The 25,296-nt window shown below is 63.2% G+C and carries 21 protein-coding genes; 12 read left to right on the forward strand and 9 right to left on the reverse strand.

All coding sequences use genetic code 11. The features are described 5' to 3' along the window. Positions 1–105: 105 nt before the first annotated feature. Positions 106–1,005, forward strand: a complete 900-nt coding sequence (gene lpxO / locus ACODSZ_RS00765; RefSeq protein WP_008326998.1) for a lipid A hydroxylase LpxO — start codon at positions 106–108, stop codon at positions 1,003–1,005. Positions 1,006–1,565: 560 nt separating this feature from the next. Further along, on the forward strand, positions 1,566–2,633 hold the full coding sequence (locus ACODSZ_RS00770) for a GGDEF domain-containing protein (protein ID WP_008326997.1): 1,068 nt from the start codon (positions 1,566–1,568) through the stop codon (positions 2,631–2,633). Between the two features lie 326 nt (positions 2,634–2,959). Here ACODSZ_RS00770 and ACODSZ_RS00775 read toward each other — a convergent pair whose 3' ends face one another. The 3 genes from ACODSZ_RS00775 to ACODSZ_RS00785 form a co-directional block, all read right to left on the reverse strand. Continuing rightward, a complete protein-coding gene (locus tag ACODSZ_RS00775) occupies positions 2,960–3,292 on the reverse strand; it encodes a helix-turn-helix domain-containing protein (protein ID WP_034350035.1) in 333 nt (110 codons plus the stop codon). Further along, on the reverse strand, positions 3,276–3,530 hold the full coding sequence (locus tag ACODSZ_RS00780) for a type II toxin-antitoxin system RelE family toxin (RefSeq protein WP_034350033.1): 255 nt from the start codon (positions 3,528–3,530) through the stop codon (positions 3,276–3,278). Before ACODSZ_RS00780 ends, ACODSZ_RS00775 begins: the two co-directional genes overlap by 17 nt. 156 nt (positions 3,531–3,686) lie before the next feature. Beyond that, positions 3,687–6,008, reverse strand: a complete 2,322-nt coding sequence (locus ACODSZ_RS00785) for an FdhF/YdeP family oxidoreductase (RefSeq protein ID WP_488926832.1) — start codon at positions 6,006–6,008, stop codon at positions 3,687–3,689. A gap of 308 nt (positions 6,009–6,316) precedes the next feature. On the opposite strand from ACODSZ_RS00785, the gene ACODSZ_RS00790 reads away from it, so the two are divergent. From ACODSZ_RS00790 to ACODSZ_RS00805, 4 genes are read left to right on the forward strand one after another with little or no spacing between them, the layout of a single operon-like run. After that, positions 6,317–7,372, forward strand: a complete 1,056-nt coding sequence (locus ACODSZ_RS00790; protein WP_488926833.1) for an acyl-CoA dehydrogenase family protein — start codon at positions 6,317–6,319, stop codon at positions 7,370–7,372. Then, positions 7,360–8,145, forward strand: a complete 786-nt coding sequence (locus ACODSZ_RS00795; RefSeq protein WP_175343096.1) for a PIG-L deacetylase family protein — start codon at positions 7,360–7,362, stop codon at positions 8,143–8,145. Before ACODSZ_RS00790 ends, ACODSZ_RS00795 begins: the two co-directional genes overlap by 13 nt. Continuing rightward, positions 8,142–8,735, forward strand: coding sequence for an SAM-dependent methyltransferase (locus tag ACODSZ_RS00800; protein WP_488926834.1), 594 nt, complete (start codon positions 8,142–8,144; stop codon positions 8,733–8,735). The genes ACODSZ_RS00795 and ACODSZ_RS00800 overlap by 4 nt, the downstream gene beginning before the upstream one ends. A gap of 47 nt (positions 8,736–8,782) precedes the next feature. Continuing rightward, positions 8,783–9,460, forward strand: a complete 678-nt coding sequence (locus ACODSZ_RS00805) for a glycosyltransferase family 2 protein (protein WP_175343098.1) — start codon at positions 8,783–8,785, stop codon at positions 9,458–9,460. Here ACODSZ_RS00805 and ACODSZ_RS00810 read toward each other — a convergent pair. Further along, entirely contained in the window at positions 9,457–10,875 is a 1,419-nt protein-coding gene (locus ACODSZ_RS00810) for a YihY/virulence factor BrkB family protein (RefSeq protein ID WP_488926835.1), read from the reverse strand. The genes ACODSZ_RS00805 and ACODSZ_RS00810 overlap by 4 nt on opposite strands. A gap of 368 nt (positions 10,876–11,243) precedes the next feature. Between ACODSZ_RS00810 and ACODSZ_RS00815 the strand changes: the two genes are divergently transcribed. Beyond that, positions 11,244–12,677, forward strand: coding sequence for an NAD-dependent succinate-semialdehyde dehydrogenase (locus ACODSZ_RS00815; RefSeq protein WP_008326977.1), 1,434 nt, complete (start codon positions 11,244–11,246; stop codon positions 12,675–12,677). 92 nt (positions 12,678–12,769) lie between these two features. Here the strand turns inward: ACODSZ_RS00815 and ACODSZ_RS00820 are convergent, their stop codons facing one another. From ACODSZ_RS00820 to ACODSZ_RS00830, 3 genes are all read right to left on the reverse strand, one after another. Beyond that, on the reverse strand, positions 12,770–15,724 hold the full coding sequence (locus tag ACODSZ_RS00820; RefSeq protein ID WP_488926836.1) for a DNA translocase FtsK: 2,955 nt from the start codon (positions 15,722–15,724) through the stop codon (positions 12,770–12,772). Positions 15,725–15,878: 154 nt separating this feature from the next. After that, complete coding sequence (locus tag ACODSZ_RS00825) at positions 15,879–16,448, reverse strand: DNA-3-methyladenine glycosylase I (protein ID WP_488926837.1); 570 nt, start codon at positions 16,446–16,448, stop codon at positions 15,879–15,881. 30 nt (positions 16,449–16,478) lie between these two features. Further along, a complete protein-coding gene (locus tag ACODSZ_RS00830) occupies positions 16,479–17,492 on the reverse strand; it encodes a serine/threonine protein kinase (protein WP_175343101.1) in 1,014 nt (337 codons plus the stop codon). Positions 17,493–17,617: 125 nt separating this feature from the next. On the opposite strand from ACODSZ_RS00830, the gene ACODSZ_RS00835 reads away from it, so the two are divergent. Further along, complete coding sequence (locus ACODSZ_RS00835) at positions 17,618–18,313, forward strand: UPF0149 family protein (RefSeq protein ID WP_175343102.1); 696 nt, start codon at positions 17,618–17,620, stop codon at positions 18,311–18,313. A 105-nt stretch (positions 18,314–18,418) separates the two neighbouring features. Here the strand turns inward: ACODSZ_RS00835 and orn are convergent, their stop codons facing one another. Further along, complete coding sequence (gene orn, locus ACODSZ_RS00840) at positions 18,419–18,988, reverse strand: oligoribonuclease (RefSeq protein WP_008326970.1); 570 nt, start codon at positions 18,986–18,988, stop codon at positions 18,419–18,421. A gap of 174 nt (positions 18,989–19,162) precedes the next feature. Between orn and ACODSZ_RS00845 the strand changes: the two genes are divergently transcribed. Genes ACODSZ_RS00845 through rsgA form a run of 3 tightly spaced genes read left to right on the forward strand, consistent with a single transcriptional unit; the run spans position 19,163 to position 21,810 of the window. Then, positions 19,163–20,446, forward strand: coding sequence for a M48 family metallopeptidase (locus tag ACODSZ_RS00845; RefSeq protein ID WP_488926838.1), 1,284 nt, complete (start codon positions 19,163–19,165; stop codon positions 20,444–20,446). Between the two features lie 60 nt (positions 20,447–20,506). Beyond that, entirely contained in the window at positions 20,507–20,863 is a 357-nt protein-coding gene (locus ACODSZ_RS00850; protein WP_175343104.1) for a 4a-hydroxytetrahydrobiopterin dehydratase, read from the forward strand. Next, entirely contained in the window at positions 20,863–21,810 is a 948-nt protein-coding gene (gene rsgA / locus ACODSZ_RS00855) for a ribosome small subunit-dependent GTPase A (RefSeq protein WP_175343105.1), read from the forward strand. The genes ACODSZ_RS00850 and rsgA overlap by 1 nt, the downstream gene beginning before the upstream one ends. A gap of 12 nt (positions 21,811–21,822) precedes the next feature. Here rsgA and ACODSZ_RS00860 read toward each other — a convergent pair whose 3' ends face one another. Beyond that, complete coding sequence (locus ACODSZ_RS00860) at positions 21,823–23,931, reverse strand: TonB-dependent receptor (RefSeq protein ID WP_488926935.1); 2,109 nt, start codon at positions 23,929–23,931, stop codon at positions 21,823–21,825. Positions 23,932–24,376: 445 nt separating this feature from the next. Between ACODSZ_RS00860 and argF the strand changes: the two genes are divergently transcribed. Next, on the forward strand, positions 24,377–25,291 hold the full coding sequence (argF, locus tag ACODSZ_RS00865) for an ornithine carbamoyltransferase (protein WP_175343106.1): 915 nt from the start codon (positions 24,377–24,379) through the stop codon (positions 25,289–25,291). Positions 25,292–25,296: the final 5 nt, after the last annotated feature.

The following is a 25,296-nucleotide window of genomic DNA, read 5'->3' on the forward strand; positions in this document are numbered from 1 at the left end:
CCGCTTGTTGTCGTTGATCTCCCTGCTCCCGACCCCATATGGACGGATATCCGTCACAGCCTTTTCCTTCAGTTGAAGAGGCCGGCAACATCAAAGGACCCTGCAATGAAATGGGCAATTGTCTTCATTTATCTCTTTTCCATCCTGTTCATCCACTTCCGAGGTCGGGTGCGCCTGCCCTTCCTTCGGCAGTTCTTCGACCACTCGTCGATCATGTCGCCGATCAATCTGTTCATGTACGCGTTTTCGCGCGTGCCAGCCGTGCCTTATCCGGCCGTCAAGCAGTTTGATGACCTGGCCATCATCGACCAGAACTGGGAAGTGATCCGCGACGAAGCCGTGGCCCTGCGTGAAATGGCCAAGATCAAGGCGGCGGAGAAAAATGATGATGCCGGTTTCAACTCCTTCTTCAAGGCTGGCTGGAAGCGCTTCTACCTCAAGTGGTACAACGCCAGTCATCCCTCGGCCGAGAAGTTCTGCCCCAAGACCGTGGAAATCTTGAAGCGCATTCCCTCGGTCAAGGCCGCCATGTTCGCCGAGCTGGCCCCGGGCGGGACCCTCAATCCGCACCGCGACCCCTTCGCCGGTTCGCTGCGCTACCACCTGGGCCTGGTCACGCCCAACGATGACCGCTGCTTCATCGAAGTCGACGGCCAGCGCTACAGCTGGCGCGATGGCCAGAGCGTGGTGTTCGACGAGACCTTCATCCACTGGGCGCAGAACGGTACCGAGACGAACCGTATCATCCTCTTCTGCGATGTCGAGCGACCGCTGCGCTATCGCTGGGCAGAAGCCATCAATGGCTTCCTCGGCCGCACCATGATGACCGCCGCCGCCTCCCCCAATGAGACCGGCGACCAGACCGGGCGCGTCAACAAGCTGTTCCGTTTCGTCTGGCTGGCCGGGCAGTATCGCCGCCGCTTCAAGAACTGGAACAAGACCGTCTACAAGATCACCAAGTTCGGTCTCATCATTGCCGTCGCCCTGCTGATCATCTATGCCTGAGGCTGGATGGAGGGTAGCCGCCATCGGCAATCCGAAACAAGATCGTAAATGATATAAACAAAAATCGCCGGCTACCCAGTCGGCGATTTTTTTAAGTCAATCCCGGAACTGGCGTATTGATTTTCGGAGCATGAGAAGCAGGACCGGTCGCCGGCAGACAATGTCAGATCAGCGTCAATTCCGCTACACAGCTGGTTTGTAGCCGGTTTGTCTGATATCGGAAGGCGCCCGGGAGAGAAAAACTCACCAAGTCGCACGTAAGTGAAAATCACGCAAGAGTTGGAGTTTCCACATGGAAATGAAATGGAGATTTTTCTGCAGTGAAATGCAGAAACTGCTTCATTCCCCTGCTTGCCGCCTGTAAAATCGCTTTGCTTCCGTGCTAGCTTGATGGCGTGAATCTTGCAACGGGATCGTCTTCGTTGCGCTGTGACATGCCTTGCTCCTGACTGCGCTCCTGCCGATGGCCGGGCACTGCTTCATGGCATGTCAGCCAGCCCGCTGTCGAAGACGCCGGGCAAGCACAGCCGAGTACCGACCATACATAGAACAATGGGCTCATGCAGGACATCGACGACGAGATGAAAAAACCGCTGCTCAAGCATCTGGTAGAAATCACGGCCCACCGGGAGCATTCCCGCCTGGCCATCTCGGTCATCTCCGCGCTGTACCAGCTGACCGACGTCGAGGCCATCCGCATGCTCGACATCTTCACGCTGCGTGATGAACACTTCGTGCAGGAAAAGATGGTCATCCGCGATGGTGCCGTGCACACCATCGCCGAGCTCACCAGCGACGATCCCAAGGAACCGCTGTCGACCTATCCGGCCATGCTGGCCTGCATCCGCAATCATCTCAATGAGTTCCAGGAGACCACGGCCGATGGCCAGCACCTTTTGTGGCTGCCGGTCTGGCTGCATGGCAAGATGAATTCCTGCCTGGAGATCCGTAGCCAGGTTCCCTTTGCACCGGCCATGCTGGACGTGATCCACGGCATCTTCCACGTCTATTGCAATTACCAGAGCCTGCTCGACTACAGCGAGCGCGATGCACTCACTGGCCTGTTCAACCGCAAGACCTTCGATGAACAGTTCACCCGCTACGCCTTTGCCATCGCGCCGCACGAGGCGCACTCGGTGGACCGTGACGAGCGCCGTCACGAGAGCAACGACGAACCCAAGGGTCACTGGCTGGCGGTGGTCGACATCGATCACTTCAAACAGGTCAATGATCGCTACGGCCATCTGTACGGGGATGAGGTGTTGATCCTGGTGGCCAATATCCTGCGCGCATCGTTCCGTGCGCATGACCGCATCTTCCGTTTCGGTGGTGAGGAATTCGTGATCTTGCTGCGCTCGACCACGCTCACCGATGCGCGCAAGATCTTCGACCGCTTCCGCCAGAACGTGCAGGAATACGATTTCCCGCAGGTCGGCAAGGTGACGGTGAGCCTGGGTTTCGTCAATATCGCGCGGGAGACGCCGGTGGTGATCCTGGGCCATGCCGACCAGGCGCTCTATCACGCCAAGAAGAGCGGTCGCAATCGCATCTGCTACTACCAGGAACTGGTCAATTCGGGTGTGCTGCGCTCGGGTATCACGACCAACGACACGGTGGAATTCTTTTAGTCGGTCCACCTGCACAGACCTGCACCGGGGCCGCGCGAGCGGTCTTTTTTTTCACCTGCGCTTTGTGTGTGCTGCCCTGCAAGGCAGATGGGGACTGGCCGGACTCATGCACGGCGTGCATTCGTTCATGTTTCAAAAGCATGAGACAACGACGTGCCGCCTTCGTATGATTGCCCTCGTCCGGCAGCGCATGCCTGAGGCGATATCCATCATTGCTCAGGACAGGCGCGCCAGCAAGCAAGGTGTTTTTGTGTTGTAACCTGAGCTATCCTCAGTTCCCTCTTGGCCCCGCTTCGGCGGGGCTTTTTTCGCTCTTGCAAAGTAGCTCAGAAATCCAGTTGCTCGATGCTTACTCCCAGTGCCGCTGCGATCCGCTCCAACGACAGCGGGCGCAAGCGGGTACTGCGTTCCTGCTGTGCATAAGCCGACTGCGAGATACCTATGCGCGCGGCGACCTCCTGCTGGGTCAGGTTCAGATGCTCGCGCCAGCTGCGCATGGGGGTCCATTGGTGTTCGACCATCATCGCGACGACCTCGTGCGGAACGTAGGCTTCATCCTCTTGAGGGAGCTCCTTGACATAATCCGCATACGGGATCACGACGAAGGCCGGCTTTCCATCGGCCCCGTGGATGATCTGAGTATTAGTACGTGCGTTCATTGCGCTTGCTCACTTCCTCGATAAAGACAATGCGGACAGTTCCGTCGAAGTTGAAGAAGACTCGATAGTGACCAACCCGAAGCCGAAATTGACAAGGATGATTCGTCAGCGATTTCACTTGCTGGCAATGCGGCATCAGTTCCAACTTGGCCGTTGCGTCCTTGATTCTGATTTGATCGGAGCGGTTGATCTTCAATAACTGCCTGATAGCTCTTGGGTGCCACTTGATCGAATTCATGCGCCTTAATTATAAGTCCATTATCAGTATTTACTCAATTTATTAGACCTGGACTTATTTCTCCGAGTCAGCACGCCAGCTTGCCCATGCCTCCCCTCTGCGGCAAGTCTGTCCCTCCATTCTCTGACGACTTCTCGAAAAACCTGAGCTCCGTGCTCAGGACAACACTGGCTCGGCAATTTCCGGAATCAAGCGAATCGGAATCGACTTGGCCGCCGGCACCTTGCTGCCCCGCGCGTAATGGAACAGCGGAATGAGCCGGTTGAGTTCGGGGAAGTAACCCATCACGCAGCCCACCGGAATATCGAAGGGTTCCACGCGCAGATGATCCACGCGGCGCTCCACGCCATCCTCCGAGACCGTCTCGGCCGTCACGAAATCACCTGCCCCCAATCCCTGCTGCTGCAGATCGCGCTGGTTCATCAGCAGCACGCGGCGCGTCCCCCAGACTCCACGGAAACGATCGTCCAGCGAATACACGGTGGTGTTGAACTGGCTGTCCCCACGCGTGGTCATCAGGCGCAGCACGCCCGCCGCATCAGCGGGCATGTCGGGGTCCGGCTCGAATCCCTGCGGGGTCTTGAAGTTGGCCTTGCCATTGGGTGTCGTCCACTGCCGCTCGCGGGCCGCCAGCGGACGCGCAAAGCCGCCGGGCGTCCACATGCGCTCATTGAAGTCACGGAAGATGTCCGGATAGGTCGCTTCGATGGCGTCACGAATCAGGGCGTAATCCCCGACCCAGGCATTCCAGTCCACGTGTGCATTCGCAGGCAGCAGGCGCTTGGCCAGCTCGGCCACGATGGCCGGTTCCGACAGCAGCCGGGGCGAAGCCGGCTCGGCGCGGCCGCGTGAACCGTGCATGCAGCCGGTACTGTCTTCCACCGACACCGCCTGCTCGCCACTGCGCTGGCGATCGATCTCGATGCGTCCCAGGCAGGGCAGCACGTGGGATGTCTGTCCGTGGATCACGCAGGACCGGTTGAAGTGCGTCACCACCTGAACCGTCAGTGGCAGCTTGCGCCAGGCAGGTTCCATCACACCATGATCGGGAATGGCGCGCACGAAATTGCCGCCCAGCATGAAGAAGGCGGACAACGCGCCGTCACGGATCTTCTCGCAGGCTTCCACCGTATTGAGCCCCTGCTCCATCGGCGGCTCGAAATGATAAAGCGCGCGCAGCTTGTCGTTGGGTACCATCTGCGGTTTTTCGGTGATGCCCACGGTACGCTGGCCCTGCACATTGGAGTGGCCTCGGATCGGGCAGATGCCGGCACCGGGCTTGCCGATATTGCCGCGCATGAGCAGCAGATTGGTCAGCATGTGGATGGTGCGCACCGCTTCGCGATGCTGGGTCACGCCCATGCCATACATGAGCATGGCGCGACCGGCACTGGCATAGGTATCCGCAGCCAACTCCAGCTCTGCACGCGAGACGCCGGCGTGGCGTTCGATCTCGCTCCACTGGGCCGCGCGCGCGGCCGCCGCGAATTCCTCGAAGCCACTGGTGTGTTCCTCGATGAAGGCCACGTCCAGCAGGCGCGGCAAACCTTCAGTACGGGCGCGGTCGTCGCGTTCCAGGATGCGCTTGGCCATGCCGATGGCGGCGGCAGTGTCGCCACCGATCCTGATCTGCACATATTGCGAACTGATGTCGGTATGTGCGGGGGTGATCATCTCCTTGGGCGATTGCGGATTGACAAAGCGCTCCAGGCCGCGTTCGCGCAAGGGATTGAAGGTGATCACCGGGACGCCGCGCTTGCGCGCCTGCTCCAGTGGATGCAGCATGCGCGGGGCATTGGTGCCGGTGTTGTGACCGAAGAAGAGGATGCACTCGGTCTGCCCGAAATCGTCCAGCGTGACCGTGCCCACCGGTACGCCGATGGTCTGCGGCAGCGCCACCGATGTGGATTCGTGGCACATGTTGGAACTGTCCGGCAGGTTGTTGGTGCCATACATGCGCGCCATGAGCTGGTACAGGTAGGAGGTCTCCAGCGAGGCGCGTCCGGAGGCATAGAACACCACCTTCTTCGGATCCATGGCACGCAATTGCGCGGCGATGTCATCGAAGGCCTCGTCCCACGAGACCGGCAGATAGCGGTCGCTGGCGGCGTCGTATTTCATGGGCTCGGTGAGGCGACCGGTGGATTCCAGTTCGAGATCGTTCCAGCTTTCCATCTCGGCCACGGTATGCCGGGCGAAGAACTCAGGCGTGGCACGCTTGCCGGTGATTTCCCAGGCGGTGGCCTTGGCGCCGTTCTCACAGAATTCGAACAGATGCGGATCCGCCGGCTTGGCCCAGGAACAGCTGACGCAAGCAAAGCCATCGGGCTTGTTCTGCTTCATCAGGATGCGCGTGCCGGTAGCGATCACGTGCTCCTGCTGCAGAATGGCACCCAGTGCCTTGACCGAGCCCCAGCCACCGGCGGCGTTGTTGTATTCGTCGAAATGGGCTTGTTCGGGGATATCCTTGGTTTTCATGTCGCTTCTCCGAGCGTGACAGTTTCGTGGGGGGACGCCCTGCGTAATCACCTGGTCGCCCTTTGGCGCGGCGCATGAACATCTTCTGCGTCCGGAGCTTCATGATGAAAGTGACGACGCAATTTGGCTGTAGGCGCTGCACCGATTTTCAGCGCTCCGGATTCCTACAGGCAGCGCTGCGACATGCCCCTGCGCTAATGAATTCCTACGGCAAACACGGCAGCGCGCCGACATCTTGCCAGCGCGAGTACGCGCATACTGCCTCCCATTGCACAGCCTGTGCGCTTGATCTTCTCCCCCGCATCATGATGAGCAGCCCCGCCCGCCGTTACGCTCCACCCTGCCCTTCCTTGCCTGCCGCGCTCGAGGAATTCATCGCGCCCGCCCTGCAGGAAGCCAGCCACGCGCAGCTGCCCATGGTCGCTGCGCGCCTGTTGCGTCAATTGGTGGTGGCGGGACTGGACCGCTTGCCCCTGCCCGGCCAGGGCGAGACGCTGGGTCGCTGGCAAGCGCTGGCCGCCGTCGCCGCTCAGGATCTGTCGCTGGCCAAATTGTTTGAAGCCCATACTGACGCCCTGGCGATCCTGGCCGAGGCCCGGCGGCCCTTGCCGCTGCATTCCATCTGGGCCGTCTGGTGCGCCCAGGGCCGACCGGGCAGCCTGCGCATGACGGCACAGGGAGATCACGTCATCCTCGACGGCGAGAAATCCTGGTGCTCCGGCGCGACCGCTGTCACCCATGCCCTGCTCGGCCACCGTGACGACGACGACCGCTATTGGCTGCTGGCGCTGGAGCTGGGTCAGCCGGGCGTCACCATCATCGAAGATGACTGGGCTGCCATCGGCATGGCAGCCACGCGCACCGCGCGCCTGCACCTGCGCAACGTGGTAGCGCAGGTGGTCGGTGCTCCCGGCTTTTATCTGGAGCGTGCCGGTTTCTGGCACGGCGGCGTCGGCATTGCCGCCTGCTGGTACGGCGCTGCCAGCGCGCTGGTAGCCGCATTGCGACAAGGCTTGAGACGGCGCGCCGACAGCCATGCGCTGGCGCGACTGGGCAGTGCGCTGTGCGGCCAGCATGCGGCAGCTGCCTGCCTGCGCGAGAGTGCCGCACGCATTGATGCTCATCCACGTGCCAACGCCATGCAGGATGCCCTGCGCGCCCGTCTGATCGTGGAGCGATCCAGCCTGCAGATCATCGATGATCTGGGGGCCGCACTCGGTCCCCATCCCTATTGCGGCAGCCGGCACAGTGCGCGCCTGCTGGCCGACCTGCCGGTGTGGCTGCGCCAGAGCCACGCCGAACGCGATCTGGCGGCGCTGGCCAGCGCCAGTCTTGAAGAGGAGCCTTCTCCATGCCTACTGTGAATGCCACGCCGTCCATCGTGACGGCAGACTCGGCGCGCCATATCGATATCGTCCATGGCACCGCCGAGGAGGTGTGGCAATCCTGCCAGCGCCTGCACGCTCTGCCCGAACTGGAGCTGTGCCACCTGGTGCCGCCACGCTCACGTGCGGTCATCCTGGCGCCGCATCCCGATGACGAAACGCTGGGTTGTGGCGGACTGATCGCGCAACTGGCCGGCATGATGCGTGAAATCGCAGTAGTGGCCGTCAGTGACGGTGAGCACAGCCATCCTGCGACATCACCCCTGGCCGCGCGCCTGCCCCTGCTGCGTGCGGCGGAGAGCCGGGCGGCGCTGGAATGTCTGGGCGCGGGTCAGGCACAGATCCTGCGGGCCAGGATTGCGGACGGCCAGATCGGCCAACATCGGCTGGAACTGAAGGCCTGGCTGATCGCGCAATTGCGCCCTACCGACATCGTCTTTGCACCGTGGCGCCTGGACGGCCATCCCGATCACGAAACCGTGGGCGAAGTGGCCGCCGAACTGGAACACGAACTGGGCTGCAAGCTCGTGGAAGTGCCGATCTGGGGCTGGCACTGGGCGCAACCACTGGGGGGCGATTTTCCCTGGGGCCGGGCGCACAAACTCAGCTTCGATGCCGGAACCGGCATGATGAAACGGCGCGCCCTGCGCTGTTATCACAGCCAGGTCGGACGCGACGGCCAACGCGATCCGGTGTTGCCGGCCGGCGTGCTGGCGCACTTCGTGCGGCCCTATGAGGTGTTCTTCCTATGACGACAGCGCAGTTTCCGGCCAGCGGCCATTTCGACCAGTTGTACGCGGCCAGCGACGATCCCTGGAAGACGCGCGAGCGCTGGTACGAACAGCGCAAGCGCGCCATCATCGAGGCCATCCTGCCGCGTCGGCAGTGCAATGCCATCTTCGAACCCGGATGCGGCAGCGGTGAACTGACGCTGCAACTGGCGACCCGCTGCCAGTGGCTGATGGCCTCCGATTTTTGCGCGGAAGCGGTGCGTATCGCCCGGGAAAAGACCGCGCACCTGCCGCACGTCCAGGTGCGCCGGCAGTCGCTGCCCGAACAATGGCCGACGGCGGCGCAGGACATGCCGCCGCTGGGGCTGATCGTGTTTTCCGAGCTGTGCTACTACTTCGACGCACCCAACGTGGCCGAGCTGGCGGCACTGGCCGCCGCCAGCCTGGCACCGCAGGGCCACCTGCTGGCCTGCCACTGGAAGAAGGATTTCGATGACCGCCTGCTGGCCACCCAGCCCATGCACCAGCTCATCGATACCCATCCGCGCCTGAAGCGCCAGGCCTGCTATGAAGACGAGGACATCCTGATCGATCTCTGGCGCAGGATCTGATCCAACCTTGATATCGCACGCACACCATCATTCTGGAAGGAGTGAGCATGATCGGCATCGTCATCCCCGCGCACGACGAAGAAGCCACCCTGCACGCCTGCTTGCGGGCCGTACGCAAGGCCGCTTCGCATGCGCAACTGCAGGGCGAGGCAGTACGCATCGTGGTAGTGCTCGACAGTTGCAGCGATGCTTCCGAGGCCATCGCGCGCCGTCACCCGGTGAGGCTGCTGCCGCTGCAGGTCGGCAATGTCGGCGTGGCGCGCCATCATGGCGCCCGCTCACTGATTGCCGAGGGTGCACGCTGGCTGGCCTTTACCGATGCCGATACCCTGGTCTCGCCCGACTGGCTGGCAGCACAGCTGCACCTGAAAGCGGAAGCGGTCTGTGGCACGGTCACACCCGACAGTTGGCACGATCATCCTCCGGAAGTGCAGCAACGCTTCGCGCGCCACTATCGCGACCAGGACGGCCATGACCATATCCATGGTGCCAATCTCGGCGTCAGTGCAGAAGCGTATGTGCGCGCAGGCGGTTTTCCACCGCTGCGCTGTCATGAGGATGTCGCCCTGGTACAGGCCCTGCAGGGCATCGGCGCCCGCATTGCCTGGAGCGCGCAGGTGCGCGTGGTCACCAGCACCCGCCAACAGAGCAAGGCGCGCGGCGGCTTTGGCGACACCCTGCGACGCTGGGCCAGCGAGGACAGTGCAGCCCTTCTTCCGGTTTAGCGCGCGTTGTCTCCTGATCGCACCACCTGCTGCGCCTGCTCGATGCTCACGTGATGATCTTCCACGGTATTGACCAGCCGCTGGCGCCTGGCACGTGAACCGAAGTTGTTGGCGTAGATCCAGGTGAATTCGGCCCCCAGCAGGAAGATCTGCGCCGAATAGTAGATCCACAGCAGCAGCAGCGCGAACGAGCCGGCCGCCCCGAAGCCCGAGGTCATGCCGGTGCTGCCCAGATACAGGCCGATCAGGTACTTGCCGATGATGAAGAGCACGGTCGTGGCCCCGGCACCGATCCACACGTCATGCCAGGACAGGGTCACGCGCGGCATGAACTTGTAGATCATCGAGAAGAGCGTGGAGAACACCACGAAGGACAGCACGAAGTTGAGCATCTGCAGCAACAGTTGCCAGCCCTCGAACCAACCGCCCCACCAGCGTCCCAGCGCCGCCAGCGCCGCACTGACCACCAGCGAGATGATCAGCAGGAAGCCCAGACCGATGATGAGACCGAAGGACAGCAGCCGCGTACGCGCCAGTTGCCACACACCGCTCTTGCGCTTGACCGCGGGGATGCGCCAGATGCGGTCCAGTGCACTCTGCAGTTCGGAAAACACGGCCGTGGCGCCGATGACCAGCGTCACCACCGAAATGCCGGCGGCGATCATGCCCTCGCGCGGCTGGCTCACCGACTTCAGCAAACCCTGAATGGCGAAGGCCCCTTCGGTACCGACGATGTCGCGGATCTGGTTGACGATCTCGCCCTGCGCGGCGTCGTGGCCGAACAGCATGCCGGCCACCGCGATGGCGATCACCAGCATGGGCGCAATCGAGAAGATGGTGTAGTAGGCGATGGCCGCGCCCATGCTGGGCGCGAAGTCATCGATCCAGGCATTGATGGCGGCCAGGGTCATCTGCCAGGCCTGCTGGGCGCGCGTGCCGCCCCGGATCATCTTGACCTCGGCGGCCGGGTCCAGGTAATCGGAGGGCGCCGGTTCCAGCCTGGCCTTGACGATATCGATGCGGGCCGGCGCATCCGCTGGCAGTGGCGCTTCCTTGTTGCCCTTGGCCGCCGCCGCCCTGGCTCGCGCCGCCCCCTTGCGCCAGGCCGCGATCAGGGGCATGGCCAGGGTCACCACGCGCAAGGCGCGCTCCAGTCCCGCCGACAGCCCATGGTGGCTGCTGCCATGGGAGGCGGTCCCGGCGTGCGCGACGCTCTGCCCCGCCGCCTGGCCCGGTAGCGATGAGGCTGCGGCACGCTGCTGGCGGCGCCTGCGTCCCAGCCATAACCCGACGCCGGCACTGAGCAGTGCACCGGCTACCAGGCCACCAGTGGATGGCACGCCGCCCTCGGCCGGATCAGGGCTGGCTGCAGTATCACGGGAAGCGGGACGAAACGGGTCGGAAGAGCTGCTCATGGAGACCTCGGCTTGACATATTGTTGTGGCAGTGTGACCGATGCGCGGTAATGATTGTTCCTTTTCGTGGGCAGCCCGTCCAGCCCTGTAGGAAGCCGCTGTCGGCGCCCCGGCAAGCAACGCGAAAACGGTGTGCGTGGTATAAAGGATGTCTTGGTGAAAGTCTTCACTGGCGGCATATCGCGTATGAACATTGCACATGAACATCGCCCATGACCCTGCCGCGTGAACATCACCCGTGAACCAGAGCGGCACGCGCCGGTCTGTCTGCATTCTCCCCAGGCCATCGCGCCTGCCCTGCGTTGTCGGCGTCGTTGCCGGAGCGGGCGGCGCCGGCCCTCCCCCAACCTGACGAACGAGGATTGCCCATGTATAAGGACGTACAGCTTTTCATCAACGGCGAATGGACCGCCAGCGCCTCCGGCCGCACCATCGATGTCGTCAACCCGGCGACCGAAGAAGTGATCGGCAAGATTGCCCACGCTGACCGCAGCGACCTGGATCGTGCGCTGGAAGCGGCCAAAAAGGGCTTCGAGACCTGGCGCAACATGTCCGCCTTCGAGCGTTCCAAGATCATGCGCCGCGCCGCCGACCTGCTGCGCGAACGCGTGGACGAAGTGGCGCGCCTGATGACCATGGAACAAGGCAAGCCGCTGGGCGAAGCCAAAATGGAAACCCTGGGCGCAGCCGATACCATCGACTGGTTCGCCGAGGAAGCCCGCCGCACCTACGGCCGCCTGGTGCCGGCCCGCGTGCCGGGTGCCTACCAGATGGTGATCAAGGAGCCGGTCGGTCCGGTGGCCGCCTTCACTCCGTGGAACTTCCCGATCAACCAGGTGGTGCGCAAGCTGTCGGCAGCGCTGGCTGCAGGCTGCTCCATCATCGTCAAGGCTCCGGAAGAAACCCCGGCCTCCCCGGCTGAACTGATCCGCGCCTATGCCGATGCCGGCGTTCCGGCAGGCGTCATCAACCTGGTCTATGGCGTGCCGGCCGAGATCTCGGAATATCTGATCCCGCATCCGGTGATCAGGAAGATTTCCTTCACCGGCTCCACCCCGGTAGGCAAGCAGTTGGCAGCACTGGCCGGCCAGCACATGAAGCGGGCCACCATGGAGCTGGGCGGTCATGCACCGGCCATGGTGTTTGATGATGTTGATGTGGATCTGGCGGCCAAGACCCTGGCCACCTCCAAGTTCCGCAATGCTGGTCAGGTGTGCGTGTCGCCGACCCGCTTCCTGGTGCAGAAGGGTGTTTTCAATGCCTTCGTCGACAAGTTCGTGACCTATGCCGAACAGCTGAAGGTAGGCAATGGACTGGAAGCCGGCGTGAACATGGGTCCGGTGGCCAACAAGCGCCGCATCCCGGCACTGGAAGCGCTGATCGACGATGCCGTCGCACAAGGCGCACAACTGCGTACCGGTGGCAAGCGCATGGGTGACAAGGGTTACTTCTTCCAGCCGACCGTGCTGACCAACGTGCCACTGCATGCCCGCGTGATGAATGAAGAGCCCTTCGGCCCGCTGGCCCTGATCAATTCATTCGAGACCCTCGATGAAGTGATCGCCGAAGCCAACCGCCTGCCCTTCGGTCTGGCCGCCTATGCCTTCGCCAAGTCGGCCCACACCAAGCACGCCCTGGCCGCGCGCGTGGAAAGCGGCATGCTGACCATCAATCACCTGGGTCTGGCGCTGCCGGAACTGCCTTTCGGCGGCGTCAAGGACAGCGGCTACGGTTCCGAAGGCGGCACCGAGGCCATCGAGGCTTACATCAATACCAAGCTGGTGACGCAACTCGATGTGTGACGGCTTGAGTTGATGGGCTGATCGCCCTGCGCGATCAAAAAAAATCGGCGGACCTGCAAGGGTCCGCCGATTTTCTTTTGGCGCTACGCTTTTTATTCTTCGCCACCGCCACCCGAAGGCGGCACCAGGATATCGCGGCTGCCATTGCGCGACATGGCCGAGAGTACACCGGCCGTTTCCATCTGCTCCACCAGACGCGCGGCGCGGTTGTAGCCGATGCGCAATTGCCGCTGCACCGAGGAGATGGAAGCTCGCCGCGTCTTGAGCACGAAGGCCACCGCTTCGTCGTAGAGCGGATCGGATTCTGCATCGCCGCCCTCGCCACCGGCGAACATGTCGGCCTGGGCCGTGTCCTCGGAAATCGGCGGGGCCAGGATTTCCTCGATATAGCGCGGCTCACCGAAGGACTTCAGGTACTCCACCACACGGTGCACCTCCTCATCCGATACGAAGGCGCCATGCACCCGCTGCGGATAGCCCGAGCCCGGCGGCAGGAACAGCATGTCGCCATGGCCCAGCAGGGATTCGGCCCCCATCTGGTCCAGCACGGTGCGCGAGTCGATCTTGGAGGAGACCTGGAAGGCCACGCGAGTCGGGATGTTGGCCTTGATGAGACCGGTGATGACGTCCACCGAAGGACGCTGGGTCGCCAGGATCAGGTGGATGCCAGCCGCGCGCGCCTTCTGTGCCAGACGCGCAATCAGTTCTTCCACCTTCTTGCCGACCACCATCATGAGGTCGGCCAGTTCGTCGATGACGATGACGATGGTCGGCAGTTTTTCCAGCGGCTCGGGCGCGTCGGGCGTCAAGCTGAAGGGATTGGGGATTTTCTCACCCCGGGCAGCGGCTTCATCGAGCTTCTGGTTGTAGCCGGCCAGGTTGCGCACGCCCAGCTTGGACATCTTCTTGTAGCGCCGCTCCATCTCTTCCACCGCCCAGTTCAGCGCATGCGCGGCTTCACGCATGTCGGTCACCACCGGCGCCAGCAGGTGCGGGATGCCTTCGTAGATCGACAGTTCCAGCATCTTGGGATCGATCATGATCAGGCGCACTTCCTCGGGCGTGGCCTTGTAGAGCAGCGAGAGGATCATCGCATTGATGGCCACCGACTTGCCCGAACCCGTGGTGCCGGCCACCAGCATGTGCGGTGCGCGCGCCAGGTCGGTCACCACGGGCGTGCCGGTGATGTCCTTGCCCATGGCAATGGTCAGGTGCGAAGCCGACTTGCGATAAGCCTGCGAATGCACGATCTCGGAGAGCTTGATCATCTGTCGACGCGCATTGGGCAGTTCCAGGCCCATGCAGGTCTTGCCGGGAATGGTCTCGACCACGCGGATGGACGTCAGGCCCAGGGCGCGCGAAAGATCTTTCATCAGGTTGACCACCTGGGCGCCGCGCACGCCTTGCGCGGGCTCGACCTCGAAGCGGGTGATCACCGGACCGGCCTCGGCGCCCAGCACCGTGACCGGCACCTTGAATTCGCGCAGACGCTGCTCGATCAGGCGACCGGTTTCCTGCAATTGTTCGGGGTCGACCTCGATGCGCGATTCGGGCACTTCATCGAGCAGATCCAGCGAGGGCAGCGGGATGTCCACACGCGGCTCGTCGATATCGTCGATCCCCCTCTGCGATGCCATCGCGACCGCTTGCACATGGGCGGGGGCCGGATCGGGCATGCGTACCGTGAAGGCCGGAGCAGGCTGGATGGGCGGCTGTTCGGGCGCCGGGTCGGGCAGCATGTCGAACCAGGGAGCGTTGAAGGTGCCCAGGTCGATGGGTTCCTGCGGTTCGGGCATCGGTGCCGTGAAGGGCGGCACGGCGGGAGCGACGACCGGCGGCGGCACTGGAACCGCAGCGGGCAGCGGCCCCAGGGATGGCGGCAGCGGCTGTCCCTGCGGGCTCAGAGGCACGATGGGCGGCAACTGCGGTTGCGGTTGCGACGGCAGCAGCGCGGCCGTGTCCTGCTCGCCGCTGCTCTGCTGCAGCGAACGCATCAGGCGCGTGGGCACCACATCGGCGCGCTCGGCTGGCTTGTCTGCCGCACTCCCCGCCTCAGGGGGACGACCCACGCTGCTGATGCGAATGCTGCACGTAGGCTGGGCCGGTGCCGGATTGCCGCGCGCAATGGAGGGCGGAATCGGACGGATCGGCGGGGATGGCGTGGCCGCGCGCGACAGGCTGGCATCGGCTGCGGCACTGGCCGCGGAGATGGCACGACTGGCAGCAGCACGCGCCAGCATGGCTTCGGTCGGACGCAGGCTTTCGAAGGCGGCCCATTCGGATTCCGGACGCGGCTTGGCGGCGGGCCCCGCCTGACGCGCATTGAGCGAGGGCCACTTGCCGCCCTGCGCGCTGCCGGTGGGCGTGGCCTGGCCGTTGCGGCTGCCGCCGGTCAGGGCCGACAGGGGGACTTTCCAATCGTCGCGCGGCGCTTGCTCGGCCGGACGTTCGGGTGCCGGGGCCGGCGTCAGGCGCGCCGGACGGGGACGCGGTGCGAAGGGCGAGGCAGGCGGTACGCGCCTGGCAGCGGCCGACGAGGGCGCGCGCGGCAGCGGTGCCCGGCGTTCCGAACCCGGCGGGAAGCTGTTGCGGGATGGGCCGGCAATGCCGTGATGACCGCTCATGCGTACCCGTTCGCTTTCGATGCTGCCGCGGCGCGGCGGCCCGAGGTCCAGCTCCGGATGCTCATCGCGCCCCACAGGGGCGCTGCGACCGAACATCGCGCTCAACACCCATTTCAATCCCAGCGCCAGCAAACCCAGCATCAGCACGGCGGCGATGCCACGGCTGATCTTGCCGCCCAGCGCATCCATGAGGGCCGCGCCCAACAGAGCGGCCCCCGGTCCTTCATCGCCGGAGACCAGTTGCGAACGCACCAGCGACTCGACCGCACTGCTGGCCCCCAGCAGCAGCAGGCTGCCGCACCACAGGCGAATGGCACCGCGCCCGCCGAAGATGGACTTGCGGCCGAGCGCGCGCGCTACCGTGCGCAGCAGCAGCGGCAGCAGCCAGAGGACCGACCAGCCAAACCATTTGACGAAAATCATGCTACTCCCAAACTCCACCGGCCTGGCAGCGCCAGACGGCCTCGTGAATCCATACGGTGCAAGCTATTGCTGCATCGCAGGCTGCGAGTGTAAACCAAACCGGCGCCCTGCCGCCGCACATCGGCTGGCCTTTTGGTGCAGAGCACGCCCGGCCTCAACGGCCATGACAATGGCAATCCATCACGTGATCATTGATCACGCCCACGCCCTGCAGATAGGCATAGATGATGGTGGAACCGACAAACTTGAAACCGCGCCTGGCCAGTTCCTTGGAAATCGCATCCGACAGCGGGGTCTTGGCCGGACAATCCGCCAGCGAGGCCCAGCGGTTGACGATGGGCTGGCCATCGACCTTGCCCCACAGATAGGCGTCGAGCCCGCCCACTTCCTCGCGCAGTTGCAGATAGGCACGTGCATTGCCGATGGTGGCAGCCACCTTCAGGCGGTTGCGCACGATGCCGGGATTGGCCAGCAATTGCGCCACCTTGCGCTCGTCATAACGGGCAATCTTCTCGGCATCCCAGTCGTCGAAGGCGGCACGGTAGCTCTCGCGCTTGTTGAGCACGGTCTCCCACGACAGCCCGGCCTGGGCTCCTTCCAGGTTGAGCATCTCGAAGAGGCGCCTTTCATCGCGGCAGGGCACCCCCCATTCGTGGTCGTGATACTGCACATAGCGCGGATTGGCCAGGTTGACCCAGCCGCAGCGGACAGGTGTTTGCGTCATGATCATGTTGCTTTCTTCATATCGGCCAGATCAGACCGGCCACAGCGGCGGCTCATCCATCAGCGCGATCTGTTCGCGCAGCTCCAGGATGCGGTCCTGCCAGTATCGTTGGGTATTGAACCAGGGAAAGGCTACCGGGAAGGCCGGATCATCCCAGCGCCGCGCCAGCCAGGCGGAATAATGGATCAGGCGCAGGGTGCGCAGGGCTTCGATCAGATACAGCTCGCGCGGCTCGAATTCGCAGAAACTTTCATATCCCGCCAACAGGTCGGCCAGCTGGCCGACCATCTCGCGGCGCTCCCCCGAGAGCAGCATCCACAGGTCCTGCACGGCAGGACCACTGCGGCTGTCATCGAAATCGACGAAGTGCGGGCCGGCGTCGGTCCACAACACGTTACCGACATGGCAATCCCCATGCAGGCGCAGCGTGCGGATCGCCCCGGCCCGGTCGTAGCAGCGACGCACGCCGTCCAGTGCCTGCTGGACCGTGGTGCGCCAGGCGGTGGCCACATCCATCGGGATGAAATCATGCGCCAGCAGCCAGTCGCGCGGTTCTTCGCCGAAGCTGGTGATATCCAGCGCGGGGCGGGCAGCGAAAGGACTGCGCAGGCCGACCGCATGGATGCGGCCAATGAAGCGCCCCAGGCGCTCCAGGGTATCGGCGTCGTCCAGCTCGGGCGCGCGGCCCCCATGGCGGCGGAAAACGGCGAAGCGGAAACCGGCATGGCGATGCAGGGTAGCGCCGTTGTCCAGACGCATGGCGGGCACCACCGGCACCTCTTCGTCGGCCAACTCCTGCGAAAATGCGTGTTCTTCGAGGATCTGCTCCTCACTCCAGCGCAAGGGACGGTAAAACTTGGCCACCAGCGGCGGGCCGTCCTCCATGCCGACCTGGTAGACGCGGTTTTCATAGCTGTTCAGGGCCAGCAGGCGACCGTCGCCATACAGGCCCAGCGCATCGAGGGCATCGAGCACCGTATCGGGCGAGAGCGTGGCGAAGGAAGTGGCGTCGGGCAGATCGGGAGCGGGGGCGGCGGGATTCATCCGTCTATTGTACTGTCCGCAGGCGTGGGCGCCGCATCAGAATGCCGGGTGCCAACCGACAACACTCGCGCCCCCGGCGCAATGCCTTTACACTCCTGCCTTTAGCATCTGTCACTGGAACCATCATGCAGCTTGACCAGCCCCTTTCCGACGCCGAATTCGACGAACTCGACGATTTTCTCCTCTCCGATCGCTGCGCCGACGATGTGATGACCATGGACACCCTGCACGGTTACCTGACGGCGCTGGCCATCGGTCCGCAGGAAGTGCTGATGGCCGAATGGCTGCCGCGCGTCTGGGGCAGCCGTCCCGAAGACACTCCCAAGTTCAAGAATGGCAAGGAAGCCGAGCGCATCACCAGTCTGATCGCGCGCACCATGAACGAAATCGCCATCACCTTCGAGGTCGCGCCCAAGGAATATGAACCGCTCTTCTGCGAGCGCGAGCACGAAGGCAAACCGCTGCTGGATGCCGAAGCCTGGGCCTGGGGCTTCTGGGAAGGTATCCAGTTGCGCGCGGCGCAGTGGGATGAAATCTTCCACTCCAACCTGGCGCCGCTGATGCGTCCGATCTACCTGCTCGGATCAGAAGAGCTGGAAGAGGAAGAAACCAGACTCATCGACGACCCGGTCAAGACCCACAAGCTGGCCATCGAGATCGAAGCTGCCATCCCGCACATCCACCGCTACTGGGCGCCCAAACGCAAGTCGGCGGTGGAACAGGTGCAGCGCGATGCGCCCAAGACCGGTCGCAACGATGCCTGCCCCTGCGGCAGCGGCAAGAAGTACAAGAAATGCTGCGGGGCAGATTCGGAAGAATGATTCACCCACCCCCATGAAAAAGGCGCGCCAGATACCGGGCGCGCCTTGTTTCTTCATACAGGACGGTTTTTTCTGCCAACCGCCCTGCCACCCTGCCACCTTGCATCATTCCTTGATGAAGTGCTCGCGGTAGTACTTCAGTTCTTCGATGGATTCGAGGATATCGGCCAGGGCGGTGTGCATCTGGCGCTTCTTGAAACCGGTGGCGATTTCGGGCTTCCAGCGCTTGCAGAGTTCCTTCAGGGTCGACACATCCAGGTTGCGATAATGGAAGAATTCTTCCAGCTTGGGCATGCCGCGCACCATGAAGCGGCGATCCTGGCAGATGGAATTGCCGCACATGGGCGACTTGCCGGCCGGGACGTATTGCTTCAGGAAGGCGATGATCTGCTGTTCGGCGTCGGCTTCGGTGACGGTGGAGGCCTTGACGCGGTCGATCAGGCCGGAACGGCCGTGGGTACCCTTGTTCCAGGCGTCCATGCCGTCCAGCAGTTCGTCGGACTGGTGGATGGCCAGGACCGGGCCTTCGCCCAGCACGTTCAGTTCGGCATCGGTAACCACCACGGCCACTTCGATGATGCGATCCTTGTCCGGATCCAGGCCGGTCATTTCCATATCGACCCAGACCAGGTTCATTTCATTGGGCCGGACAGGCGCGGCGGGGGCTTGTGACATAATTCTTCCTTATTGACGGGATGGGGTCTGGCCCCATCTACTGCAGGGTTCATTGCTGGGTTCGCTCGCCCGGATCGGACCGGACGGCACGGCGCGCAAGCCTGCCACCGGCGTCGGCTGGGGCAGATCGCGGGCCTGGGCCTCGAACTTCCGCCATTTTCGCACAGGGACAGCATGTCTTCACTTTCGTTTTCGGTTTTGTTCGTCGTATTCCTGGCCATCAGCCTGGGCGTGCGTTTCTGGCTGGCCTCGCGCCACATTCGCCATGTCATCGCCCATCGCGCCGCCGTGCCCTCCGAGTTCGCGGAAAAGATCCCGCTATCGGCCCACCAGAAGGCGGCCGACTACACGGTTGCGCGCACCAAGTTCGGTCTGGTGACGCTGCTGGTCAATGCCGCGGTCCTGATCGGCTTCACCCTGCTGGGCGGGCTGCAATGGCTCTCCAGCCTGCTGCTGGGCTGGACCGGGGGGCCGGGCATGCTGTACCAGATTGCGCTGGTGGCCGGCTTCGGACTCATTTCGGGCGCAGTGGACCTGCCCTTCGACTACTACCGCCAGTTCAGGCTGGAGGCCGGTTTCGGCTTCAACAAGATGACCCCTGGCCTGTTCTTCAGCGACATGATCAAGCAAACCCTGCTGGGCGCCGTGATCGGCCTGACGCTGCTGTGGGTGGTGCTGGTGTTGATGGAGAAGGCCGGCGCGTTGTGGTGGTTTTATACCTGGATCGTGCTGTGCGCTTTCCAGCTGCTGATGCTGGTGATCTACCCCAGCTTCATCGCGCCGCTGTTCAACAAATTTACCGCGCTGGAGGATGACAGCCTGCGCAGCCGCATCGAGGGCCTGATGCAGCGCGTCGGTTTCGCCTCCAAGGGCCTGTTCGTGATGGATGGTTCCAAGCGCAGCGCGCATGGCAATGCCTACTTCTCGGGCTTCGGTTCGGGCAAGCGCATCGTCTTCTTCGATACCCTGCTGGCGCGCCTGGCCCCGCATGAGATCGAAGCGGTGCTGGCCCATGAACTGGGTCACTTCAAGCTCAAGCACATCGTCAAGCGCGTGGTGGTGATGTTCGGCCTGTCGCTGGCCTTCCTGGCGCTGCTGGGCTATCTGAAGGGCCAGGCCTGGTTCTACACCGGCCTGGGCGTGGAGCCGATGCTGCTGGGCAGTAACGATGCCATGGCGCTGATCCTGTTCATGCTGGTGCTGCCTATCTTCACTTTCCTGTTCTCGCCGCTGTCGTCGCTGTCCTCGCGCAAGCACGAGTTCGAGGCCGATGCCTTCGCCGCGCAGCACACCAATGCACAGGACCTGGTCTCGGCGCTGGTCAAGCTGTATGAAGACAATGCCTCGACCCTCACGCCCGATCCGCTGCACTCGGCCTTCTATGATTCGCATCCGCCGGCGTCACTGCGCATCCAGCATCTGCATGGCGCGATGGCTGCAGCCGGCGGCAATCACTAAATTTTTCATCGTATTCAAGGCGGGCGTCATGAATGACATTGCCCGCCGCAGGAGAACCCCATGAGCATCACCGCAAGCACCCTCGCCGCTTCCCGCTGCATCCAGCCCATCGAGGCACTGGATGAGGCCGCCATCGCCAGCCACCTGGCCGCCCTGCCCGAGTGGAAGATCGAGGGCGGCAAGCTGGCGCGCAGCTTTGCCTTCGGCAACTATTACGAGACCCTGGCCTTCGTCAATGCAATCGCCTGGATCATTCACGCGGACGACCATCATCCGGAACTGGTCGTCACCTACAACCGTTGCAGCGTGAAGTTCGACACCCACAGCGTCAATCAAGGCCGTGGCGGTCTGTCGGCCAATGACTTCATCTGCGCGGCCAAGGTCGACGCCATCTTCGCCCAGCGTGCACCGGCCTGATGGGAGTCCGCAAGCAAGGTGCGCGCAGCGCACGGGCGGGATCGGCAACGGGCAAGGCCGAGCTGGAACCGGGGCTGGTCATTGCCGCCCATGGACGTCACTACCTGGTGCAGGCAGGTGAACAGAAACTCAATTGTGTCACCCGCGGCAAGAAGAGCGACGTGGCCGTGGGCGATCATATTCGTCTGGCGCGCACCTCTGCCGACCAGGGCGTGGTGGAGAGCATCGACGAGCGTCGCACCCTGCTCTATCGCTCGGACCAGTACAAGTCCAAGCTGCTGGCGGCCAACGTGGATCAACTCTTCATCGTGGTGGCGACCGAACCGAGTTTTTCGGATGATCTGGTCTCGCGTTCGCTGGTGGCCGCCGAATCAGCTGGCGTGGCGGCGCACCTGATCCTGAACAAGACCGATATCACCGAAGCGCTGCCGAGGACGCGCGAGCGCCTGCAGGTCTACGCGCGGCTGGGCTATCCGGTGCACGAAGTCTCGGCCAAGGCGCAGCCGGAAGAAACCCGCGCGGCCTTCATGCCGCTGCTGGCCGGCAAGAGCACCATCCTGATCGGCCAGTCGGGCATGGGCAAGTCCTCCATCATCAACCTGATCGTGCCGGACGCCGATATCGCCACCCGCGAGATTTCGGCCGCGCTCGATACCGGCAAGCACACCACTACCTTCACCCGGCTATACCAGATGGAGCAGCAAGCCAGCATCATCGATTCGCCGGGCTTCCAGGAGTTCGGGCTGTACCAGCTGTCTGAAGGCATGCTGGAACGCGCCTTCCGCGACTTCACGCCGTATCTGGGCAAGTGCCGTTTCTACAACTGCCACCATCTCAACGAGCCGGGCTGCGCGGTGCTGGAGGCGGTGCAGGCCGGCGAGATTGCGGGCATGCGGCACCAGCTGTATGCGCAGCTGGTGCATGAGTCTTCGCAGACCTTGTACTGATCCTGCTGCCGCTCAGAACTTGTAGGCCGCCGTGAAGACCAGCGCACGCGGTGCGCCCGGCGCGATCTGCGACACACCGGTGGCGCTGGCATAGTAGCGGCGGTTGCTCAGGTTGGTGATCGCCAGCGTATAGTCGGCCCGTGCCAGGCGATAGCCCAGCATGGCGTCCCAGCGGGCGTAGCCAGGCAGTTCGAGCAGGTTCTCGCGATCGGCAAAGCGCGCGCCCTCATAGACTAAGCCGGTCTCGCCGAACCAGCCCTGGGGAGGCGCATAGGCGACGAACAGGCTGCCGTTGAGCGCCGACACCCCTGACGGGCGTTTGCCCGCCAGTTGCGTCTCGGCCCTGACGACGCGTGAATTCTGCCGGGTCCAGCCACCGCGCACGAACCAGTGGCGCGCCAGCTCTCCGGCCACGCTGAACTCAATGCCGCGATTGCGTTCCAGCCCGGTCTGGCTGAATACGTCGGGCTGTACCGGATCGCGCACGATGCGGTTGTAGAGTTCCAGTTCGAACCAGGCCAGCGTGGTGCTGATTTTGCGCTGGAGCCAGTCGCTCTTGACGCCGGCTTCGAGCTGGCGGCTGAATTGCGGACCGAGGTCGTTGCCATTGCCCTTGGCGCCCGGAGACAGACCGATCACGTCGCCGCCGACCGGTGCGTAGTTCTTGCTCCAGGAAGCGTAGAAATGATGCTCGGGCAGTGCCTCCCACACCGCACCGATGCGCGGGCTCAGTGCATGACTGGAGCGCTCGCTGCGCAGCTTGAGCAGGCGGCTGCGCGAATCCACCTCGAAGTGATCCCAACGCAAGCCCACCAGCCCCTTCACGCGCGCGCCCAGGTCGATCTGGTCTTGCGCATAGAAACCGGTCGTCTTCACCTTGTGATAGTTCATCTGCCAGGGCTGCGGCAGCGAACCTGCGTTGTCGTGCTGGTCCGGGTCGGTCAGGGAGACCGGGCGCGCCGAGCCCATCCACAGCCTGGGCTCGCGCTTTTGCCAGCCGTACTCGGCACCGGCCAGCAACTGGTGCTGCACTGCGCCCGTGGCGAGCTTGCCCAGCACTTCCAGATTGACCTGTACATTGCGCTGCTGCAGGTTCTGCTGAAAGCGGCTGCGCTGCACGCGCCCCAGATCGGGCCCCGCGCTCACAAAGGGTTGGCTGGTGAAGGTATTGTCAAAGTCGCTGTTGAGATCGAACACGCTCACCTTCTGGCGCAGGCTCCAGTCGGGCGCGATGGCGCGTATCAGGGTGGAGCGCAGGTTCAGGCTGGTATCACGAATGAAGTCGCGTCCGGCCGCACCGAAGAAGGTGCGATCGGACGCCACCGGCAAGGTATAGGCACGGGCCGTACCATTGCGCGTGACTGCCGTCACCCGCGCCGGTACGCCGCGATCGGGGATGCGGTCGTATTCGTCGTAGTCGGCTTGCAGCAGCCAGCTGTCAGGGCCGGACTCCCATTTCAGCGCGGGCGCGAAGTATTGGCGCGTGCCCCGCACCTCATGGCGGAAGTGCGTCTCGTGCTCACGCCCGGCATTGATGCGCAGCGCCCATTGCGCTCCCAGCGGACGATTCCAGTCCACCGCCGCGCCCAGCTGGCCGCGACTGCCCCAGGTGGCCGACACCAGGCCAAAGTCTTCCCGTGTGGGCTGCTTGCTGATGCGGTTGATCACGCCGCCGCCACTGCCGCGCCCGTAAAGGACGGCGGCCGGGCCCTTGAGGATCTCGATGCGCTCGATGTTGCCCAGACTGCGCACGTATTGCGCATCGTCGCGCATGCCGTCCAGAAGCGTGTCGCCCGCATTGGAAAAGCCCCGCAGCCGGAAGGCATCGAAGCGCGTATCGGAGACATTGGACACACCCGGCACCCCGACCAAGGCGGCCGCCAGCCCACGACCACCGTAAGCCCGGACTTGGGCAGCATCGACCGCCTGCACCGTCTGCGGCACTTCGCGCACATCGGTGGCGGTGCGGGTAGCGCTCTCCAAGGGACCAGGACGCGGATCCTGCACGCTGCGCTGGCCGCGCACCTCGATCGCAGGCAGGGGGGCGGCGTCGCTCCCCTCGCCTTCTTCTGCCGCATCAGCGGCATAAGAAGGTATGGGAAACGCGAACAAGGCGGCCACCAGAGCCGCCGACAAGGTGCGCAGCTTCGGCGGTGAAGCAAGGGAAGAGCAGCAAGACCGCTGCAAACCCCGCAGGCGACTCGGCAAAGAAGACGTGTGCGACATGACAGCTATTCCTTTCAGGCGATGGAAAGCTGCGGATTCTAGCCATCTAAATAGTAATAATTCTCATTTATAACGAGACTTTGGCCGATCGCTCGCACTTAGTGAGCATTCCTCGAAAAAGCTGGATGCGGTTTTCGAAAAGTTTCTTCACGTGGATAGAAGGAATTCGAGGCGCCCACGCGGTGGTGTGCGCGGATCTTCACCTTTGACGCAAAAAGGCCGATGCCGAGGAGTTTCTTTCAGGCAAGTACTGCGGGTATCTTTTTGAGCCGAATCCCTTATAATCTAAGGAGTTAACGACTATCGGCGGCAGGCGCCACACTGGCCGCCGTTTTTATTTATGGCAATCAAACACTACCTTCAGTTTTCCGACTTTACGCTTGATGAATACGAATACGTGATCGAACGTTCCCGTGTGATCAAACGTAAGTTCAAGAATTACGAGCCCCATCACACGCTGGCCGATCGTACCCTGGTGATGGTGTTCGAAAAGAACTCAACCCGTACCCGCCTCTCGTTTGAGGCTGGCATGCACCAGATGGGCGGCGCGGCAATCTACCTCAACACCCGCGACAGCCAGCTTGGCCGTGGCGAACCGGTGGAAGATGCGGCACAAGTGATGTCACGCATGTGCGACGTCATCATGATCCGCACCTACGGCCAGGAAATCATCGAGCGCTTTGCCGCCCATTCGCGCGTACCTGTCATCAACGGCCTGACCAACGAGCAGCATCCCTGCCAGGTGCTGGCCGATGTGTTCACCTACATCGAGCATCGCGGCAGCATCCAGGGCAAGATCGTGGCCTGGGTTGGTGACGCCAACAACATGCTCTATTCGTGGCTGCAGGCAGCCGAGGTGTTTGGCTTCCATGTCAACGTCTCCACCCCCAAGGGTTACGACATCGATCCGGCCCAGGTCTCGCCGGGCAACAAGCACTACAGCTTCTTCGCCGATCCGGCCGATGCCTGCCAGGATGCCGACCTGGTCACCACCGACGTGTGGACCAGCATGGGCTACGAGGCCGAGAACAATGCCCGCCTGAAGGCCTTCGATGGCTGGATCGTGGACCAGGCCAAGATGGCGCGCGCCAAGAAGGATGCGCTCTTCATGCACTGCCTGCCCGCGCACCGTGGCGAGGAAGTGGCCGCCGAAGTGATCGACGGCCCGCAATCGGTGGTCTGGGACGAGGCGGAAAACCGCCTGCACGTGCAGAAGGCCCTGCTCGAATACCTGGTGCACGGCCGCTTCGATTAAGCCGC

This window comes from Herbaspirillum sp. FG34 (genome assembly GCF_057809315.1).

Bases quoted from the DNA above. Each gene is read 5' to 3' on its own strand.
- ACODSZ_RS00815 (WP_008326977.1), top strand. From the start codon at position 11,244: ATGTATAAGGACGTACAGCTTTTCATCAACGGCGAATGGACCGCCAGC.
- ACODSZ_RS00845 (WP_488926838.1), top strand. From the start codon at position 19,163: ATGTCTTCACTTTCGTTTTCGGTTTTGTTCGTCGTATTCCTGGCCATC.
- ACODSZ_RS00785 (WP_488926832.1), bottom strand. From the start codon at position 6,008: ATGAAAACCAAGGATATCCCCGAACAAGCCCATTTCGACGAATACAAC.
- ACODSZ_RS00820 (WP_488926836.1), bottom strand. From the start codon at position 15,724: ATGATTTTCGTCAAATGGTTTGGCTGGTCGGTCCTCTGGCTGCTGCCG.
- ACODSZ_RS00770 (WP_008326997.1), top strand. From the start codon at position 1,566: ATGCAGGACATCGACGACGAGATGAAAAAACCGCTGCTCAAGCATCTG.
- ACODSZ_RS00780 (WP_034350033.1), bottom strand. From the start codon at position 3,530: ATGAATTCGATCAAGTGGCACCCAAGAGCTATCAGGCAGTTATTGAAG.
- ACODSZ_RS00790 (WP_488926833.1), top strand. From the start codon at position 6,317: ATGAGCAGCCCCGCCCGCCGTTACGCTCCACCCTGCCCTTCCTTGCCT.
- argF (WP_175343106.1), top strand. From the start codon at position 24,377: ATGGCAATCAAACACTACCTTCAGTTTTCCGACTTTACGCTTGATGAA.
- lpxO (WP_008326998.1), top strand. From the start codon at position 106: ATGAAATGGGCAATTGTCTTCATTTATCTCTTTTCCATCCTGTTCATC.
- rsgA (WP_175343105.1), top strand. From the start codon at position 20,863: ATGGGAGTCCGCAAGCAAGGTGCGCGCAGCGCACGGGCGGGATCGGCA.
- ACODSZ_RS00805 (WP_175343098.1), top strand. From the start codon at position 8,783: ATGATCGGCATCGTCATCCCCGCGCACGACGAAGAAGCCACCCTGCAC.
- ACODSZ_RS00795 (WP_175343096.1), top strand. From the start codon at position 7,360: ATGCCTACTGTGAATGCCACGCCGTCCATCGTGACGGCAGACTCGGCG.
- ACODSZ_RS00830 (WP_175343101.1), bottom strand. From the start codon at position 17,492: ATGAATCCCGCCGCCCCCGCTCCCGATCTGCCCGACGCCACTTCCTTC.
- ACODSZ_RS00810 (WP_488926835.1), bottom strand. From the start codon at position 10,875: ATGAGCAGCTCTTCCGACCCGTTTCGTCCCGCTTCCCGTGATACTGCA.
- ACODSZ_RS00850 (WP_175343104.1), top strand. From the start codon at position 20,507: ATGAGCATCACCGCAAGCACCCTCGCCGCTTCCCGCTGCATCCAGCCC.
- ACODSZ_RS00775 (WP_034350035.1), bottom strand. From the start codon at position 3,292: ATGAACGCACGTACTAATACTCAGATCATCCACGGGGCCGATGGAAAG.
- ACODSZ_RS00825 (WP_488926837.1), bottom strand. From the start codon at position 16,448: ATGACGCAAACACCTGTCCGCTGCGGCTGGGTCAACCTGGCCAATCCG.
- ACODSZ_RS00800 (WP_488926834.1), top strand. From the start codon at position 8,142: ATGACGACAGCGCAGTTTCCGGCCAGCGGCCATTTCGACCAGTTGTAC.
- ACODSZ_RS00835 (WP_175343102.1), top strand. From the start codon at position 17,618: ATGCAGCTTGACCAGCCCCTTTCCGACGCCGAATTCGACGAACTCGAC.
- orn (WP_008326970.1), bottom strand. From the start codon at position 18,988: ATGTCACAAGCCCCCGCCGCGCCTGTCCGGCCCAATGAAATGAACCTG.